Origin of the sequence: Blautia hydrogenotrophica DSM 10507 (assembly GCF_034356035.1) — a bacterium.
Lineage (GTDB): Bacteria > Bacillota > Clostridia > Lachnospirales > Lachnospiraceae > Blautia_A > Blautia_A hydrogenotrophica.
This window is the reverse complement of record NZ_CP136423.1, coordinates 2911706-2928205: the sequence shown is the minus strand read 5'-3', so window position 1 is coordinate 2928205 and position 16500 is coordinate 2911706. Positions and strand designations below refer to the sequence as shown.

The following is a 16500-nucleotide window of genomic DNA, read 5'->3' as shown; positions in this document are numbered from 1 at the left end:
ACAGGAGAGTGAATAAATTGAGAACTTATTTGGTTACCGGAGGCGCCGGCTTCATCGGCTCCAACTACATTCATTACATGTTTCAGAAATACGACAATGAAATCCGTATCATCAATGTGGACAAACTTACTTACGCAGGAAATCTGGAAAACTTAAAAGATATCGAAGGCCGTGACAACTATACGTTTGTGAAGGCCGATATCTGTGACAGTGAGACCATTCAGAAAATTTTTGAGGAAAATGAGATCGACCGGGTCGTGCATTTTGCGGCAGAGAGCCATGTGGACCGCAGTATCAAGAACCCGGATGTATTCGTAAAGACCAACGTGCTGGGGACGCTTGTGATGCTCAACGCGGCAAAAGCTGCCTGGGAGCTGCCAGATGGAACTTTTCAGAAGGATAAAAAGTTTCTCCATGTATCCACAGACGAGGTATATGGTTCTCTGGACGAGGACGGGGGATATTTCTATGAGACAACGCCATATGACCCCCACAGTCCTTACTCAGCCAGCAAGGCTTCCTCGGATATGCTGGTGAAGTCTTATATGGACACCTACAAATTTCCGGCGAATATCACCAACTGCAGCAACAATTACGGGCCTTATCAGTTCCCGGAAAAATTGATTCCGCTGATTATTAACAATGCTCTTCAGGGCAAGAAGCTGCCGGTGTACGGAGATGGAAAGAACGTCCGGGACTGGCTGTATGTGATGGACCATGCCAAGGGCATTGATATGGTACAGGAGAAGGGAAGACTGTTTGAGACTTACAATATCGGCGGTCACAATGAAAAGCAAAATATTCAGATTATTCATATCATTTTGGACACACTTCAAGAGATGCTTCCGGAAGGAGATCCGAGAAAGGCATTGGTGAGTGAGGACTTGATTACTTATGTGGAGGACCGCAAGGGACATGACCGTCGCTACGCCATTGCTCCAGACAAGATCAAAGCGGAGATCGGCTGGTATCCGGAGACGAAATTTGAGGACGGAATTCGGCTGACGATTCAGTGGTTCTTCGAGAATGAGGAGTGGATGAAGAACGTAACCAGCGGTGATTATCAGAAGTACTATAGTGAGATGTACAAAGTGAATGAATAGAAATAGGGTTTGAGGGAAGAAGGGTTATAACAGGTTTCTGGGATAAGCCTTCTTCCTTGTGCGATAAGCCCGGCCAGTGGTGCTGCGTGCCGGTGGCACGCGTTTAGCACGGACCGTAGCGGAGCGAAGACCTGCCGTGCTTGCACGAAGACAGAGAGTACATTTCAGAAAAAGGAGGACACTATGAAGGGAATTATATTAGCCGGAGGTTCTGGCACACGTTTATATCCATTGACGAAGGCGATCAGTAAACAGATTATGCCGGTCTACGACAAGCCGATGATTTATTATCCGCTGTCCACATTGATGTTGGCAGGCATCCGGGAGATCTTAATCATCTCTACACCGAGAGATCTGCCTACGTTCCAGGAGCTTTTCGGAAGCGGGGAGCAGTTAGGGCTTCAGATGTCTTATGCAGTTCAGGAATATCCCAGAGGTCTGGCCGACGCGTTCATTATCGGTGAGAAATTCATCGGGGATGACAACGTGGCGTTGGTTTTGGGGGACAATATTTTCTACGGACAGAGCTTTACAAAGGTGCTGCAGCAGGCAGCAGCCAGAAAAGAGGGCGCTACAATTTTCGGTTACTATGTGAGAGACCCCAGGGAGTATGGCGTCGTGGAGTTTGACGAGAATGGTAAGGCGCTTTCCATCGAGGAAAAACCGGAGCATCCAAAATCCAACTATGCAGTTCCGGGTCTGTATTTCTATGACAACGATGTGGTGGAGATTGCGAAAAATGTGAAGCCGTCGGCCCGGGGAGAGATCGAGATCACCAGTGTGAACAATGAGTATCTAAACAGGGGAACGCTGCATGTGGAGACTCTGGGCAGAGGATTTGCGTGGCTGGATACCGGAAATCACGATTCTCTGCTGGATGCGGCAGACTATGTGTCAGCTGTACAGAAACGCCAGGGGCTGTATATCTCCTGTATTGAAGAAATCGCCTACAAGAGAGGCTTTATCGGCAAGGAACAGCTCATCGCATTGGCACAGCCTTTGCTGAAGACGGCGTATGGAAAATATCTGATGGAAGTTGCAGAAGGCTTGGGAAACTAAGGAGGATACAATGGGAAAGATCAAAGTGACAACCTGTCAAATCGAAGGGCTGAGGGTGATTGAGCCGACAGTCTTTGGAGATGATAGGGGCTATTTTATGGAAACCTATAACTATAACGATTTCAAGGAAGCTGGAATCGACGTGGAGTTCGTGCAGGACAACCAATCCAGCTCTAGAAAAGGGGTTCTTAGAGGACTGCATTTCCAGATCAATTATCCTCAGGATAAGCTGGTCCGTGTGGTAAGTGGAGAGGTCTTTGATGTGGCCGTGGATTTGAGAGAAGGGTCTGCTACCTATGGACAGTGGTACGGAGTGGTTCTCTCAGCAGAGAACAAAAAGCAGTTCTTTATCCCAAAGAATTTTGCTCATGGTTTTCTGGTATTGTCGGACCATGCGGAGTTCACTTACAAATGCACAGACTTTTATCACCCAAACGATGAGGGTGGCCTGATCTGGAACGACCCGGATATCGGAATCCAGTGGCCGGTTCCAGAGGGCATGGAGCTGATCTTCTCGGAGAAGGACCAGAAATGGGGTACTCTGAGAGATCTGAAAAAGTAGGAGAGGCCCATGCTAAGACAAGTATTTTCCCTGCCGGCTGAGCTGTACCGGAACCGGCGTCTGGTACTGAAGCTGGCGAAAAATGACTTTAAAACAAAATACGCGGGCTCCTACCTGGGAATTGTGTGGGCGTTTGTGCAGCCGATTGTGACGGTATTGGTATACTGGTTCGTCTTTTCCGTGGGGTTTAAGGCAGGCACCGGGGATTTGGGAGTGCCCTTTGTGCTCTATCTGGTGGCCGGAATTGTGCCCTGGTTTTTCTTCCAGGATGCGTTAAACGGCGGGACCAACTCTATGATCGAGTATAATTACTTAGTCAAAAAAGTGGTCTTTAAAATCAGCGTTCTGCCGATTGTCAAGATCATCTCCGCGCTGTTCGTCCACGCATTTTTCGTGGCTTTTATTATTTTGCTGTACACAGCTTACGGACGTTTTCCGGATATTTACTATTTACAGCTTGTCTACTATACCTTCTGCGTGTTTGCCTTGGTGCTGGGGCTGACCTATGCCACCTGTGCGATTGTGGTGTTTTTCCGAGATCTGACCCAGATCATCAGCATCATTTTGCAGGTGGGGGTGTGGCTGACGCCGATTATGTGGGTGGCTGAGACGATGCTGGTGGACCATCCGATGCTTCACCAGATATTGAAGCTGAATCCCATGTACTACGTGGTGTCCGGCTACCGGGACGCGTTCATCATGAAGAACTGGTTTTGGGAGCATCCGGGCTGGACGCTATATTTCTGGGCTTTCACCGTGGTGTGCTTTCTGTTTGGAAGTTGGGTGTTTAACCGGCTGAAGGTTCACTTCGCAGACGTATTATAAGAGAAGAGGTAAGATTCGTGGAAGAGAAAAAAGTAATTCAAATCCGAGATCTGAGCAAGATGTACAAGCTGTATGACAAGCCTTCTGACCGGTTAAAGGAGAGTCTGGGGCTGACAAAGAAAAAATGTTACCGGGAGCATTATGCGCTGAGCCATGTCAGCTTCGATGTGCACCAGGGAGAGACTGTGGGGATTATCGGAACCAATGGTTCCGGTAAGTCCACGATTCTGAAGATTATCACCGGCGTCCTGAATCCCACCGATGGGGAGGTGATTGTGGACGGCCGGATTTCTGCCCTTTTGGAGCTGGGAGCAGGCTTTAACATGGAGTACTCCGGTCTGGAAAACGTGTATCTGAACGGCACGATGATCGGATTTTCCAGGGAAGAAATTGATGAAAAGCTGGATGACATTCTGAATTTCGCAGACATCGGGGAGTTTATTCATCAGCCGGTGAAGACCTATTCCAGCGGTATGTTCGTGCGTTTGGCCTTTGCGGTGGCCATTAACATTGAGCCGGAAATTTTGATTGTGGATGAGGCGCTGTCCGTGGGGGATGTGTTCTTCCAGGCGAAGTGCTACCACAAGTTTGAGGAGTTTAAGAAGATGGGGAAAACGATCATCTTCGTAAGCCATGATCTGAGCGCAGTGTCCAAGTACTGCGACAAGGTGATTCTGCTGAACCGGGGTGAGAAGTTAGACGAGGGAAGTCCCAAAGCCATGGTGGACATGTACAAGCAGCTTTTGGTTAACCAGGACCCTATCAATACGGACAGGCAGGAAGAAAGCGGCGAGATTGTAGCCCAGGAGATCGAGGGAAGCTGGAAGTCCAATTTCCAGGTGAACCCCAATACCCTGGAATACGGGGAGAAAATCGCCGAGATTGTGGATTTTGCGGTGTTTGACTCTAAGGGTGCCATCACCAACACCATCGAGAAGGGCAGCCGCTTTCAGATTAAGATGAAGATTTTGTTTCATGAGGAGATTCAGGACCCTATCGGTGCCTATACTTTTAAGGATACCAGGGGAACGGAGATCACAGGAACTAACACGATGTTCGAGAAAGCATACATCCGTCCGCCGAAGGCAGGAGAGACCTGTGTGATCACCTTTGAGCAAAAGATGGATCTGCAAGGGGGAGAATATCTGATTTCCTTTGGATGTACGGGGTATCGAAACGGAGATTTTCACGTGTTCCACCGTCTCTACGATGCTTGCAACATCACTGTGGTGTCCACGAAAAACACGGTGGGCTTTTACGATATGAACTCAAAAGTGACGGTAGAACAGGATTAGAGGGTGAACAAAATGGTGCCAGAAAAGGTTGGAAATATTTTATTGGACTATGAATTTTATCCGGGTGAGGACCTCTACAGCGACGGTCCCGTGGAGGATGAGATGCTGGAAGTGGCAAAAAATTTCAGGGAAGAGGAGTATAATCAGGTGATTGCAAGACGAAAGAGCTGGCCTCTTCTCTACCATTTTTCCCATATCCGGCAGAATATTGTAAATTGGTACCCTCTTGGGGGCAAGGTTCTGGAGATCGGTGCCGGCTGCGGTGCGATCACCGGCGCTCTGGCTGACCAGGCTCGGGAGGTGGTCTGCGTGGACCTGTCCAGAAAGCGTAGTCTGATTAATGCTTGGAGAAATCGGGACAGAGAAAATATCAGAATCCATGTGGGGAATTTTCAGGATATTGAGAAGACTCTGGAGGCAGACTATGATTATATCACGTTGATCGGCGTATTCGAATACTCTGAGGGGTATATCGGAACCCGGGAGCCCTATGTGGAGATGCTTCGCAGAATCGCTGGGCATTTGGCACCAGGTGGGAAAATCCTGATTGCCATCGAGAACCGGCTGGGACTGAAATACTGGTCCGGCTGTACGGAAGACCATGTAGGTAAATTCTTTGAAGGATTGGAGGGGTATCCTTCCACCCAGGGAGTGAAGACATTTTCCAGAAAGGAATTAGAGGAAATTTTTCAAAGGGCAGGAGCCTTTGAGAGCACCTTTTACTATCCCTATCCGGACTATAAATTTCCTATGACGATCTACTCAGATTTCTATCTGCCCAGGAAGGGCGAACTGAAACAGAACGTGAACAATTTTGACCGGGTGAAGCTGCAATTGTTTGATGAGGCGAAGGTCTATGATTCCATTGTGGAAAATGACTTGTTCCCCCAGTTTTCCAATTCTTACTTTGTGGTTCTGAAAAAGGAGGAAGACTGATGAAAACTGTGATCTATTCTAAATTCTCCAATGAGAGGGCCAGAAAATTTTCCATCCGCACGGATATCTGTCAGGAAGGAGAGTGCCGATGGGTGGAGAAAGTGGCTAATACCCAGGAAGCTCTGCCCCATGTGGAGGGAATTCTTCGGTGGAGGCGGGAGCTGGAACAAAAATTTGCCGACAGACGGATTGCGTTTAATCAGTGTGAAAAAATAGAAAAAGGTGTGAAGCTCGCTTATGTCCAGGCGGAGAATCTAGAAGAATATCTGGATGAGAGGCTGGATGGAGGCAGGGCTGATGAGGCCTACGAAGCTTTGATGGCTTATGTCCGATTTTTGCAGGAGACCCACAGTGAGACAGAGTTCGTGGAGACGGCGCAGTTTGAGCAGGTGTTTGGAAAGGTGAAGTTTCCCCAAAAACTGCGCTGCGGTCTGGTGTCGGATATTGATCTAGTCTGTGCCAATTTGCTGCTGACAGACCCAGTGACTGTGATCGACTATGAATGGACCTTTGATTTTCCGATTCCCGGAAATTATTTGGCTTACCGGGCATTGCATTATTATTTAGAGACTCACAGTAAGCGCCAAGTGTTAAAGAACAGGGAACCCTACCGGCAGGTGGGAATCACGGATGAGGAGCTGATCGCTTACCGGAAGATGGAAGAGAATTTTCAGCGGTATATTACCGGAGAGCACGTGCCCATGAGGGAGATGTACCGGGATATCAGTCCAGGAGTCAAAGAAATCAAAGTACTCATGGGGGAGAATCTTCAGATCTATGAGTCTTTTGGGACTGGGTTTGAGGAGCACCATTCCAGTCTCTATCCTATACGGGAGGAGCAGGTACAGGTAAGGGTGCCAGTATCGGAAGGGGTGGACTTCATGAGAGTGGACCCCGGAAGCTGCGCCTGTGCAGTGAAAATACACAAACTGAATTTTCAGCCAGGAGACATTCCGGCACAATATTTCTGTGAGAATGGATGGGTCTCTGGCCAGTGGTTGTATATCGCCAAGGAGGACCCGAACCTGACCAATATTCCGGTTCCGACAGGGGCGAAGGAGCTAGAAATTTTCTTGGAGGTTCATCCGGTGGAGGCCAGTTTCCTGGAAGGAATGGCCAGACGGATGCGCCAGGACAAGGAGGAGCTGCAAAAACTTCGCGCTCAGACAGAGCACCAGAGACGCCAGATTCATGAGATGGAGAATACCAAAGTCTGGAGAGCCTACCAGGGCTGCCGGGGGATTGTAAAGAGGGAGCGCAAGAAAGAACGAGAAAAGGAGCAGTAACATGGGGAATATCATTGCAGTTGTGGATGTGGAAAAATATGTCCGCAGGGGGCAGGGAGAATATGTAATTCAAGGATGGAGGGCATCGGAGGACTCAAGACCGATTGAGATTCAGGTCAGAGGCGACGAGGTCACCCCCATAGCTTTTCGTGCGATCTCTTTTCCGCGGCCGGATGTGCTGGAGGCCAGACCGGAGCTGGCGGTCTCGGAAGCTGATATCGGCTTTCAGATCACGATTTCCAATGTGGAAGTACTGTTGCAGAGGTTTGAGCGAGTGACGGTGCGTCTGAGGCAGGGAGAGGATTCCAAAGTTCTGGTGCAGAAAGAACGCCGCCAGATGGCTCAGGAATATCGGGACGCGGCGATTCGGTATCAGATTGATGTGCTGAAGCGGGATGGGGAGGATATTTTGCTTCAGGGCTGGTGTATTGACACGATGAGACAGGACCAGATGTCTCTGACCGATGAGAAGGGCAGGAAGATTGACTGTACTGCCAACTATCGGATTGTGCGAAGCGACGTCATCCAGGAGGAAGGCTTGGAGCCGGATTATGCCTGCGGTTTCGTGATCGAGGTGCCCAGAAAAAAAGTATGCTGTTCAAAGATGGTGCTGAAATTCTGGAATGATTTGACTTCCAAGCAGGAAGTCATCGACATGAAGGAGTTTGACTATAAAAATTCCGTCCGGGGACGGGTTCTGAATGTGCTGAAGCGGGAGAACAAGGTGAGGAATCTCCAGGTTCTGAAAAGCAGAGGCGTGGGCGGCTTCGTGGATTTCGTGAAAGAAGAGATCTACACGGAGAGCGAAAAGTACGCCTATTGGTGGAAGAAAAACCAGGCTACTGCTAAGGAGCTGAAGGAGCAGACGGCCCACCGTTTTGCCTATGAGCCGAAGATCAGCATTGTGATTCCGCTGTTTAATACGCCGGAGAAATATTTAAAGGAGCTGATTGACTCTGTTGTGGCCCAGAGCTATGGAAACTGGGAGCTGTGTCTAGCGGACGGCAGCACCAGCCCGAAGACGGGAGCCTATATCAAGAAGCATTACAACAGCGAGGGTAGGATTGTATACCGTAAGATCGAGGAGAATCTGGGAATTTCTGGAAACACCAACTTCGCGATTTCCATGGGAACCGGTGAGTTTATTATGTTCTGTGACCACGATGACGTGGTGGCTCCAAATGCGCTCTATGAGATGGTGAAGGTTATCAATGAAAAACCGAAGACGGATATCGTCTACACCGATGAGGATTTAATCAACAGTGACGGAACTGTCCACTCCTCTCCGCGGTTTAAACCAGATTTTAACTTTGATTTTTTGAGGAGTATCAATTATATCTGCCATATCTTTTTGGTCAGAAAATCTTTGATTGATCGGGTGGGAATGCTTCGCAAGGAGTTTGACGGAGCACAGGATTATGATTTCATTCTGCGCTGCTGTGAGCAGACGGAGCACATCGCCCATGTGCCGAAGGTACTCTATCACTGGAGAGCCCATGACAATTCCACGGCAGGAAATCCTGAGAGTAAGCAGTACGCGGTGGACGCGGGAAAACGCGCATTGGAAGAACATTACCGCAGAATGGGTTATGAGGCGGTGGTGGAGAACACGGGGATTTTTATCGTCTATCGCACGATTATGAAAGTTCAAGGAAATCCCAAGGTCTCTGTGATTATTTTGAATAAGGATCACAGGGAGGATCTGGAAAAATGCGTAGTCTCCATCGAGGAGAAAACCGATTATCCGAATTATGAGATCATTGTGGTGGAGAATAACAGTGAGCTGCCGGAGACCTTTGCCTTTTACGAAGAACTTCAGAGGCGGTATTCCAATGTGAAGGTAGTCACCTGGGATGGCCCCTTTAATTACTCGGCTATCAACAATTACGGGGCAGAGTATGCGACAGGGGACTACTATCTGATGCTGAACAATGACATTGAGGTCATCAGCCCGGGCTGGATGTCGGAGATGTTAGGCTACTGTCAGAGAGAGGACGTAGGGATTGTGGGAGCGAAGCTTTACTATTCCGACGACACCGTACAGCACGCGGGAGTGGTCGTGGGTGTGGGCGGCTTTGCAGGACATGTTCTGACCAGATTTCGAAAGGGAGAGACCGGATATTTCGGAAGGTTGGTGACGATTCAGGATACCAGCGCAGTGACGGCTGCCTGCCTGATGATTAAAAAATCCATCTATCAGCTGATCGGTGGTTTTGACGAGGAGTTTGTAGTGGCTTTGAACGATATTGATCTGTGCCTGAAGGTGAGGGCTTTAGGACAGCTTGTAGTGTTTAATCCCTATGCAGAGTTATACCACTATGAATCCAAATCCAGAGGTTTTGAGGACACGCCGGAGAAAAAGGCGAGGTTTAAAAAAGAGATCAAGAGATTCCGCGAGAAGTGGGGGGAGATTCTCAGCAAAGGAGACCCCTACTATAATCCAAACCTGACTTTGGTTCGGGGAGACTGTTCCATCCGAAGTGGCTATGAGAAGTTTGAGATTGTGGAAGAGATCGAGAAAGGAATTGAGTGAGATGAATCAGCAGTTGTTGGAAGTAAAGAGAGAACGGTTTCACCTGCTCAATCCCAATGTCTATATTCTCCAGGGGACGTTTCCGAAGGAGTATGAGCTGGCGGCTTACCTGGATTCGGTGAGAATCGAGGCCCGTATGGAGGATTGGGAGACCACCAGCGCGCTGGAGAGATTTAAGGAGTGGGAACTTTTAAATGGCAGGAAGGTGACGGTATATGTAGATTTGCCTCAGAATCTGAGAGAGTTCAAAAAGCTGAAGCTGATGGCGGTTCTGGAAGGGGAGAAGCTGCCGTGGTTCACAGTCAGTGTAAAGGAACTTCTGGAAAGACAGGGAAAACCTCAGTATTATATCGAAGAGGAGCGGGTCAACGTCAGAGAAAAGACCTGCCAGATCAGAGGCTGGGCTGTGGCGCAGCAACGTGTGGCAGTCAAAGTCTTTGATGAGGAGAAAAAGCCAGTCGCCTGTAGCATTCAGATGACGAACCGGGTGGACGTGACGGAGATGTATAAGGAATGCCAGGTGGAGGAAAAATGCGGCTTTTTCATTCAGCTGGAACAGGTGAAGAGCAGGAAGCTGTATCTGGTATTTTGGACGCCCCAGGGGAAGGCTGTCCATACGGTTAGCCTGCAGCCAGTGGTAATCCTGAAGAATAAAATAGAGAAATACCGGAAAAAAGGCATGAGCTATCTGAAAACCCATGGGGTGAGAGCTCTGGCTGTGAAGACGGTGCATAAACTGACAACGGTCAAGGAGAGACCTGTGGATTATCAGAAATGGCTGCCCAAGCATCTGCCGGGAAACGCGGAACTGGAAAAGCAGAGGAAGACCAGATTTGAGCTTCAGCCGAAAATCAGCATTGTGGTTCCTCTGTACAAGACAGATAAGGAATATTTAAGACAGCTGATTGAGTCGGTGCAGGCTCAGACCTATGGAAACTGGGAGCTGTGTCTCTCGGATGGCAGCGGAAGCCAGTCACCGCTTAAGGAGACGCTGGAAGAGTACCGCAGACAGGATGAGCGAATCCGGGTAGTCTCTTCCTCTGAGCCTTTGCAGATTTCCCAGAACACCAATGCGGCGATAGCCGCGGCTACGGGAGATTTCATCGCCTTTGCGGACCATGACGATGTCCTGACGCCCCACGCGCTGTTTGAGTGTGTGAAGGCTTACAATGAGAATCCAAAGCTGGAAATCTTCTACTCTGATGAGGACAAGATGACTATGGATGGAAATAAGTTTTTCCAGCCCCATTTCAAACCGGATTTCAATTTGGACCTGCTGTGTTCCGTAAACTATATTTGCCATCTCTTTGTGGCGAAGAGAACGTTGATTGAGACAGTAGGAGTGCTGCGACCAGAGTTTGACGGAGCCCAGGACTACGATTTTATTTTCCGTTGCGTGGAGGCCACGAAAGAGATCTGCCATGTGCCGAAAATCCTGTACCATTGGAGAAGTCATGAGCAGTCCACCTCGGAGAATCCCGAGAGCAAGCGGTATGCCTTTGAGGCAGGGCAGAGGGCGGTCCAGGCCCATTATGACCGAATCGGTGTGAAAGCTCAAGTGCTTCAAGGAGAGTATCTGGGGCTTTACCGGACCAGATTTCTCAGGGACCATGACCCACTGATCTCCATCATCATACCCAACAAAGACCATATTGACGATCTGCGGCGGTGCATGGAGTCCATCGAGGAGAAATCCACCTACCGGAATTATGAGTATATCATTGTGGAGAACAACAGCACCGAGGCAGAGACTTTCGCCTATTATAAAAAGCTGGAGGCGGAGAATCCCAAGGTTAATGTGATCTACTGGGACGGGCCGTTTAACTATTCTGCCATCAATAATTTCGGGGCAGAGCACGCAAAGGGAGAGTATCTGCTCCTGCTGAACAATGATACAGAGATTATCAATCCGGATTGTTTGGAGGAGCTGCTGGGCTATTGTATGAGGCCAGATGTGGGAATCGTGGGGGCCAGACTCTACTATGAGGACGACACGGTGCAGCACGCAGGGGTAGTGCTGGGCTTCGGCGGAATCGCGGGACACTGCTTTGTGCAGCAGCCCAGGTCTTCCACAGGGTATTGCCACAGGATTATCTGTGCCCAGGACTACAGCGCGGTGACGGCTGCCTGCATGATTGTGAAAAAAGAGATTTTTGACGCGGTTGGGGGCCTCAGTGAAGACCTTCAGGTGGCGTTTAACGATATTGATTTTTGTATCAAGGTGAGAGATTATGGAAAGCTGGTGGTGTACAATCCTTATGCAGAGTTGTACCACTATGAATCCAAGTCCAGGGGGCTGGAGGATACGCCAGAGAAGATTGCCCGCTTCAACAAGGAGATTGCCACGCTGGAGCAGCACTGGCCGGATATTTTTCGAAAGCCGGACCCCTATTATAATCCAAATCTGACTCTGGACAGCCAGGACTTCTCTCTGAAAAGGCTGTGACAGAATCGGGAAGAAAGATCAGGAGGTATACGATGAGAGTATTGGTGACAGGTGTCAAAGGTCAGCTGGGATACGATGTGATGAATGAGTTGGCCAAGAGAGGCTATGAGGGTGTCGGTGTGGATGTGGATGAGATGGACATCACCGATGCGAGAAAAGTAGATGAGGTAATTACCAAAGCCCAGGTGGACAAGGTCGTTCACTGTGCGGCCTACACAGCCGTGGATGCAGCGGAGGATAACGTGGAGCTCTGCCGCAGAGTAAACGCGGAAGGAACTGAGAATATTGCGAAGGTCTGCAAAAGATTAGATCTGCCAATGGTCTATCTGAGCACAGACTATGTATTTGACGGGGAGGGAGAGCGCCCTTGGGAGCCGGATGATGAGAGAGACCCGCTGAACGTATACGGGCAGACGAAGTATGAAGGAGAGCTGGCAGTAGAGAGAAATCTAGACAAGTATTTCATTGTCCGTATTGCCTGGGTCTTCGGTGTCAACGGCAAGAATTTTATCAAGACGATGCTGAATTTGGCTCAGAATCACGACACGATTACCGTGGTGGACGATCAAGTGGGTTCTCCAACCTACACCTACGATCTGGCTAGGCTTTTGGTGGACATGATCGAGACGGAAAAATATGGGCGTTACCACGCCACCAACGAAGGTCTGTGTACCTGGTATGAGTTTGCGAAAGAGATCTTCCGTCAGGCAGGCGTGGATGTGAAGGTGGTCCCGGTGACCAGCGAGCAGTTCCAGGCGAAGGCGAGGAGGCCGCACAACAGCCGGATGAATAAGGACAAACTGGAAGCCATGGGATTTCAGCGGTTGCCTTCCTGGCAGGATGCCCTGTCCCGCTATCTGAAGATCATCCGCGGTTAGGTCTATGGAGATGAGGGTGGCATGAAGTTTATCAAGACAAAAGAACAAAAAACCAAGCTCCTGCTGCTGGCGGCTCTGCTCGTCAGCGGCTTGTGTATTTACTGGAGGTATATCTTTGGAGGAGACCTGCCGGTGTTCAATGACTCCGGCAATGATACCTGGCAGCAGTACACGATGCACTACCAGACGATTGTGAACCATATCCGCAGGGGCAGCTTTTCCTGGTGGGATTTCACCAACGGCTTTGGGACAAATATGTTCAATCTGAACCTGTTTGACCCCTCCTTGATTCTGCTGTATCTGCTGGGAGTCATCACGGGGCCTGAGCATATGGTCTATTACCTGGTGTGGATTCAGCTGGGGCGGATTTTGCTGGCAGGAGCGGCCATGTACCATCTACTGGGATACTATGGAATTTCCGAGAGAGCGAAATTTCTGGCGGCATATATTTATGGGCTGAACGGCTTTCTAATTGTCTGGGGACAGCACTACCAATTCGGGATGATTACCGTCTATGTACCAGTGCTTCTTTTCCTCTTGGAGCGCTCCCTTCAGAAAAAGAAGATCACGCCGTTGTTTCCGCTGATGGTCTGTGCAACGGCTGTCTACAGCACTTATCTGGCCTATATGAGCATGATATTGGTGGGCTGTTACCTGATCGTGCGGCTTCTGATGATGGAGCAGGAGAGAGTAAAGACGAAAATACGTCTGTTTCTTTCCTCCTGCGGCAGCATTCTATTGGGGGTGGGAATGAGCCTTGCGATTCTCATGCCTACGGCTGCCGTGATCTTTGGCGTGTCTTCCAGGCTGGAGAGTGAGACTTCTTTGGTGTCCAGAATCCTGGGAGGGTTGGCGCCTTATCCCAGTGTCTACTATGGGACGCTTTTAGACCGCTTTTTTTCCAGCAACCTGCGGGGGATGGCTGTGGAAAATGTGTCCGGCTATGCAGGGTATCTGAATTACTATGAGGACCCTGTGGTCTTTACCTCGACTCTGTTTGTGATTCTGGGAGTTCAGTATCTTTTTATCCTGTGGAGGACGAAGCTGTCCACCAGGAGAAAAGTACTCGGCTATGTGACTGCGGTTGTGATCGGACTAGCTTTGTTGCTGCCGCTGGGAGGAATTGTCTTTAATGGATTTACCCAGCCCTTCAGCAGATATACGTTTCTGTTTATTCCGATATTTACGATTGTGATCGCCTGGATGTTGGACTGGCTGATGGAGACCGGAAAGATCAGCTATGTGGGCCTGGCGCTTACGACGCTGCTGATGATAAAGGTCTATCACCTGGGCTATGACCGCTCCTTCTTCGTGGGGCACAAGACCAACGCTAGTATTCTGGCCATGACTGGAGAAATCATGGCGGCGGCAGTCCTGTGCATGGCTTTGGTAAAGCGGGAGAGCTTTCGCAGAGGGCTTTATGGGATTTTGGCTCTGGCCGTGGTGGTGAACATGGTATCGGAGGGGAATGCCTGTTTTGTGGATCGGGTTTCTCTGAAAAAAGGCGACCCGGAATATTTCGGGGAGCTGTACAGCCGGGACATTCAGCAGGCCCTGAACTATGTCCGGGCTACGGACCCGGAGTTCTGCCGTGTGGAGAAAGCCTACGTGGGAGCGACAGCCTGTATGGATTCCCTCGCCCAGGAATACCGGGGAATCAGCACTTATAATTCTACAATGAACGGGAATCTGAAGGATTTTGTACAGACCTGTTACCCCGGATTGATGTATTCTGACACGAATCATTACCAGTTCGTCAAGGTGGCCGAGGATTCTGAATTCGCAGCTTTTTGCGGGGTACGCTATGTGCTGTCCAAGGATGCGGGTATGAGTCAGTACGGCTACAAACTGGTGAAGAGGTTCGGGGATGTCCGTCTTTATAAAAACACAAACTCCGCCTGTATCGGGACGGTGCAGACCGTGTCCATCTCCGAAGAAAGTTTTCGCAAGCTCTGCGATGGGGAGAACAGCGTGGATATTCTGAACAGGGCAATTGTGTTGGAGAACGGGCAGAACTATGACAGTATCGATAAGATTCCGGAGGATGAAAACGAGAGCAGAATTTTCCTGAACTCGCCGAAAAAGGAGTCAGAGATTTCCGGCTGGGTGACCAGTGAGAAAAATGGATATGCAGTGTTTAAGATTCCCTATGAAAACGGCTGGAAAATTTATCTGGACGGAGAAGAACAGGAGATAGAAAAAGCAGACTTAGGATTCCTGGGAATCAAAGTTCCGGCAGGAAGCCATCGTCTGCAGTTAGAATTTTCCCCGCCTCTGCTGGAGCAGGGACTGAAGCTCAGCGCCGTCTTCTGGGCACTGTACCTACTTTTTCTTCTTCAGTTTTATTACGATCGCCGAAAGGCCAATCAAAATTAAGAGACACAAAGCTCCAATGATGACCAGGGACAAAGTGGAATCCGCCAAATAGGGTTTGGGTTCCTCCTGGGTGTCAGCAGGGGCTTTTTTCTCTGGCTGGGGTGTGGGGGTCGGAGTGACCTTTTCCACAGCTGCGCTGCCCACCTGGACGTTTTGCCAGGTGTAAGTCTGTTGGATTAGTTCTCCGTCAGCGTTCTCCTGAACTTGAACCTGGTCTTTGGTTATGTTCTTGGGTACGATAGCATAACCGCCGGATTTCGTCTCATCTTTCTCAGTCATAGGAAGCCTTTGGAATTGCTCAAAGCCATAGTTGAAAAGATTGATGGTATCTGCCACCACCTGTCCGTTGTCAGACTTGAGGACTACGCAGATCAATGTCATACCGTTTTTTTCGGCGGCTGTGACCAGGGTATCCTTGGCCGCGTCCGTGTGGCCGGTCTTGCCGGCGAAAGCACCTTCATAATACGAAGGATTGCCGCTGACTAACATTGCGTGGTGATTGGTCAGATTCCGGGGAGTGGCCGTCTTGTTGGTGGCCGGTATGGTGTAAGTCTGGGTGGACTCAATTTCGCGGAAGGTTTCGTTTTGAATTGCGGCCTGCATAATCAGAGCCAGATCATGGGCTGTGGTGTAATGGTTTTCATCAGGAAGCCCGTTGGGATTGGTAAAATGTGTGTCTGAACAGCCCAGCTCCTGGGCTTTCAGGTTCATCATCTCCACGAAATGCTCCTTGGTGCCGCCCACGAACTCCGCCAGCTGGCTGGACACCTCGTTGGCCGACGCCAGCAGGCTGGCGTACAGGCACTGCTCCACGGTCAGCTCCTCCCCCAGCTGCGCCTGGATATTGGCGCTGTCGGGAGTCACTTCTTTGGTGCCGGTCTCCGTGAAGGTGATTTTGGTCTGGAGATCTTCCGTGTTTTCCAGAACCACCAGCGCCGTCATGATTTTTGTTGTGCTGGCTGGGTACATTCTCTGGTCCATTCCCTTGTCATACAAAATGGTTCCCGTCTCAGCCTCCATCAAGACCCCGGTCTCGTCGACGATTTCCGGCCCCTGGGGCCAGCCGGCGATGGAATTTGTGGTGATTGCGGCGGCGAGGACCGACGGACTGCTAAGGAGTGAGACACAAAGTACCAGAGCGGCCGCAATCTTTTTTCTTCTTTTTCTCATCTTTATTTCCTCTTATTTCTGTCTTGTATGA

The 16500-nt window shown here is 49.7% G+C and carries 12 protein-coding genes; 11 read left to right on the top strand and 1 reads right to left on the bottom strand.

What is annotated here, in order from left to right; genetic code table 11:
* Nucleotides 1–17 precede the first annotated feature (17 nt).
* From rfbB to BLHYD_RS13995, 11 genes are all read left to right on the top strand, one after another.
* Nucleotides 18–1103 carry a dTDP-glucose 4,6-dehydratase gene (rfbB, locus tag BLHYD_RS14045; RefSeq protein WP_021845021.1) on the top strand — a complete coding sequence of 362 codons (1086 nt, stop codon included), beginning with the start codon at nt 18–20 and terminating at the stop codon, nt 1101–1103.
* 183 nt (nt 1104–1286) lie between these two features.
* Nucleotides 1287–2162: a glucose-1-phosphate thymidylyltransferase RfbA gene (rfbA, locus tag BLHYD_RS14040; protein ID WP_005949990.1), complete on the top strand. Its 876-nt coding sequence runs from the start codon at nt 1287–1289 to the stop codon at nt 2160–2162.
* Between the two features lie 10 nt (nt 2163–2172).
* On the top strand, nt 2173–2724 hold the full coding sequence (gene rfbC / locus BLHYD_RS14035) for a dTDP-4-dehydrorhamnose 3,5-epimerase (RefSeq protein WP_021845022.1): 552 nt from the start codon (nt 2173–2175) through the stop codon (nt 2722–2724).
* A 9-nt stretch (nt 2725–2733) separates the two neighbouring features.
* Nucleotides 2734–3549 carry an ABC transporter permease gene (locus BLHYD_RS14030; protein ID WP_005949994.1) on the top strand — a complete coding sequence of 272 codons (816 nt, stop codon included), beginning with the start codon at nt 2734–2736 and terminating at the stop codon, nt 3547–3549.
* 59 nt (nt 3550–3608) lie between these two features.
* Nucleotides 3609–4844 carry an ABC transporter ATP-binding protein gene (locus BLHYD_RS14025; RefSeq protein WP_050769921.1) on the top strand — a complete coding sequence of 412 codons (1236 nt, stop codon included), beginning with the start codon at nt 3609–3611 and terminating at the stop codon, nt 4842–4844.
* Between the two features lie 12 nt (nt 4845–4856).
* Nucleotides 4857–5780: a class I SAM-dependent methyltransferase gene (locus BLHYD_RS14020; RefSeq protein WP_005949998.1), complete on the top strand. Its 924-nt coding sequence runs from the start codon at nt 4857–4859 to the stop codon at nt 5778–5780.
* Nucleotides 5780–7066 carry a hypothetical protein gene (locus BLHYD_RS14015; protein ID WP_005950000.1) on the top strand — a complete coding sequence of 429 codons (1287 nt, stop codon included), beginning with the start codon at nt 5780–5782 and terminating at the stop codon, nt 7064–7066. Before BLHYD_RS14020 ends, BLHYD_RS14015 begins: the two co-directional genes overlap by 1 nt.
* A gap of 1 nt (nt 7067) precedes the next feature.
* Nucleotides 7068–9599: a glycosyltransferase family 2 protein gene (locus BLHYD_RS14010; protein ID WP_005950002.1), complete on the top strand. Its 2532-nt coding sequence runs from the start codon at nt 7068–7070 to the stop codon at nt 9597–9599.
* 1 nt (nt 9600) lies between these two features.
* The gene (locus BLHYD_RS14005) at nt 9601–12045 is read left to right on the top strand and encodes a glycosyltransferase family 2 protein (protein ID WP_021845025.1); all 2445 of its coding nucleotides are present in this window, start codon (nt 9601–9603) and stop codon (nt 12043–12045) included.
* A 32-nt stretch (nt 12046–12077) separates the two neighbouring features.
* A complete protein-coding gene (gene rfbD / locus BLHYD_RS14000) occupies nt 12078–12923 on the top strand; it encodes a dTDP-4-dehydrorhamnose reductase (RefSeq protein ID WP_005950008.1) in 846 nt (281 codons plus the stop codon).
* A 21-nt stretch (nt 12924–12944) separates the two neighbouring features.
* Nucleotides 12945–15299 carry a YfhO family protein gene (locus tag BLHYD_RS13995; protein ID WP_005950009.1) on the top strand — a complete coding sequence of 785 codons (2355 nt, stop codon included), beginning with the start codon at nt 12945–12947 and terminating at the stop codon, nt 15297–15299.
* Here BLHYD_RS13995 and BLHYD_RS13990 read toward each other — a convergent pair.
* Complete coding sequence (locus BLHYD_RS13990) at nt 15246–16469, bottom strand: D-alanyl-D-alanine carboxypeptidase family protein (protein ID WP_040350729.1); 1224 nt, start codon at nt 16467–16469, stop codon at nt 15246–15248. The two genes, BLHYD_RS13995 and BLHYD_RS13990, sit on opposite strands and share 54 nt — an antisense overlap.
* Between the last annotated feature and the right edge of the window lie 31 nt (nt 16470–16500).

Excerpts from the sequence above, each read along its gene's own strand:
- rfbA (WP_005949990.1), top strand. The coding sequence starts at position 1,287 with ATGAAGGGAATTATATTAGCCGGAGGTTCTGGCACACGTTTATATCCA.
- rfbC (WP_021845022.1), top strand. The coding sequence starts at position 2,173 with ATGGGAAAGATCAAAGTGACAACCTGTCAAATCGAAGGGCTGAGGGTG.
- BLHYD_RS14030 (WP_005949994.1), top strand. The coding sequence starts at position 2,734 with ATGCTAAGACAAGTATTTTCCCTGCCGGCTGAGCTGTACCGGAACCGG.
- BLHYD_RS14025 (WP_050769921.1), top strand. The coding sequence starts at position 3,609 with ATGTACAAGCTGTATGACAAGCCTTCTGACCGGTTAAAGGAGAGTCTG.
- BLHYD_RS14020 (WP_005949998.1), top strand. The coding sequence starts at position 4,857 with ATGGTGCCAGAAAAGGTTGGAAATATTTTATTGGACTATGAATTTTAT.
- BLHYD_RS14015 (WP_005950000.1), top strand. The coding sequence starts at position 5,780 with ATGAAAACTGTGATCTATTCTAAATTCTCCAATGAGAGGGCCAGAAAA.
- BLHYD_RS14010 (WP_005950002.1), top strand. The coding sequence starts at position 7,068 with ATGGGGAATATCATTGCAGTTGTGGATGTGGAAAAATATGTCCGCAGG.
- BLHYD_RS14005 (WP_021845025.1), top strand. The coding sequence starts at position 9,601 with ATGAATCAGCAGTTGTTGGAAGTAAAGAGAGAACGGTTTCACCTGCTC.
- rfbD (WP_005950008.1), top strand. The coding sequence starts at position 12,078 with ATGAGAGTATTGGTGACAGGTGTCAAAGGTCAGCTGGGATACGATGTG.
- BLHYD_RS13995 (WP_005950009.1), top strand. The coding sequence starts at position 12,945 with ATGAAGTTTATCAAGACAAAAGAACAAAAAACCAAGCTCCTGCTGCTG.
- BLHYD_RS13990 (WP_040350729.1), bottom strand. The coding sequence starts at position 16,469 with ATGAGAAAAAGAAGAAAAAAGATTGCGGCCGCTCTGGTACTTTGTGTC.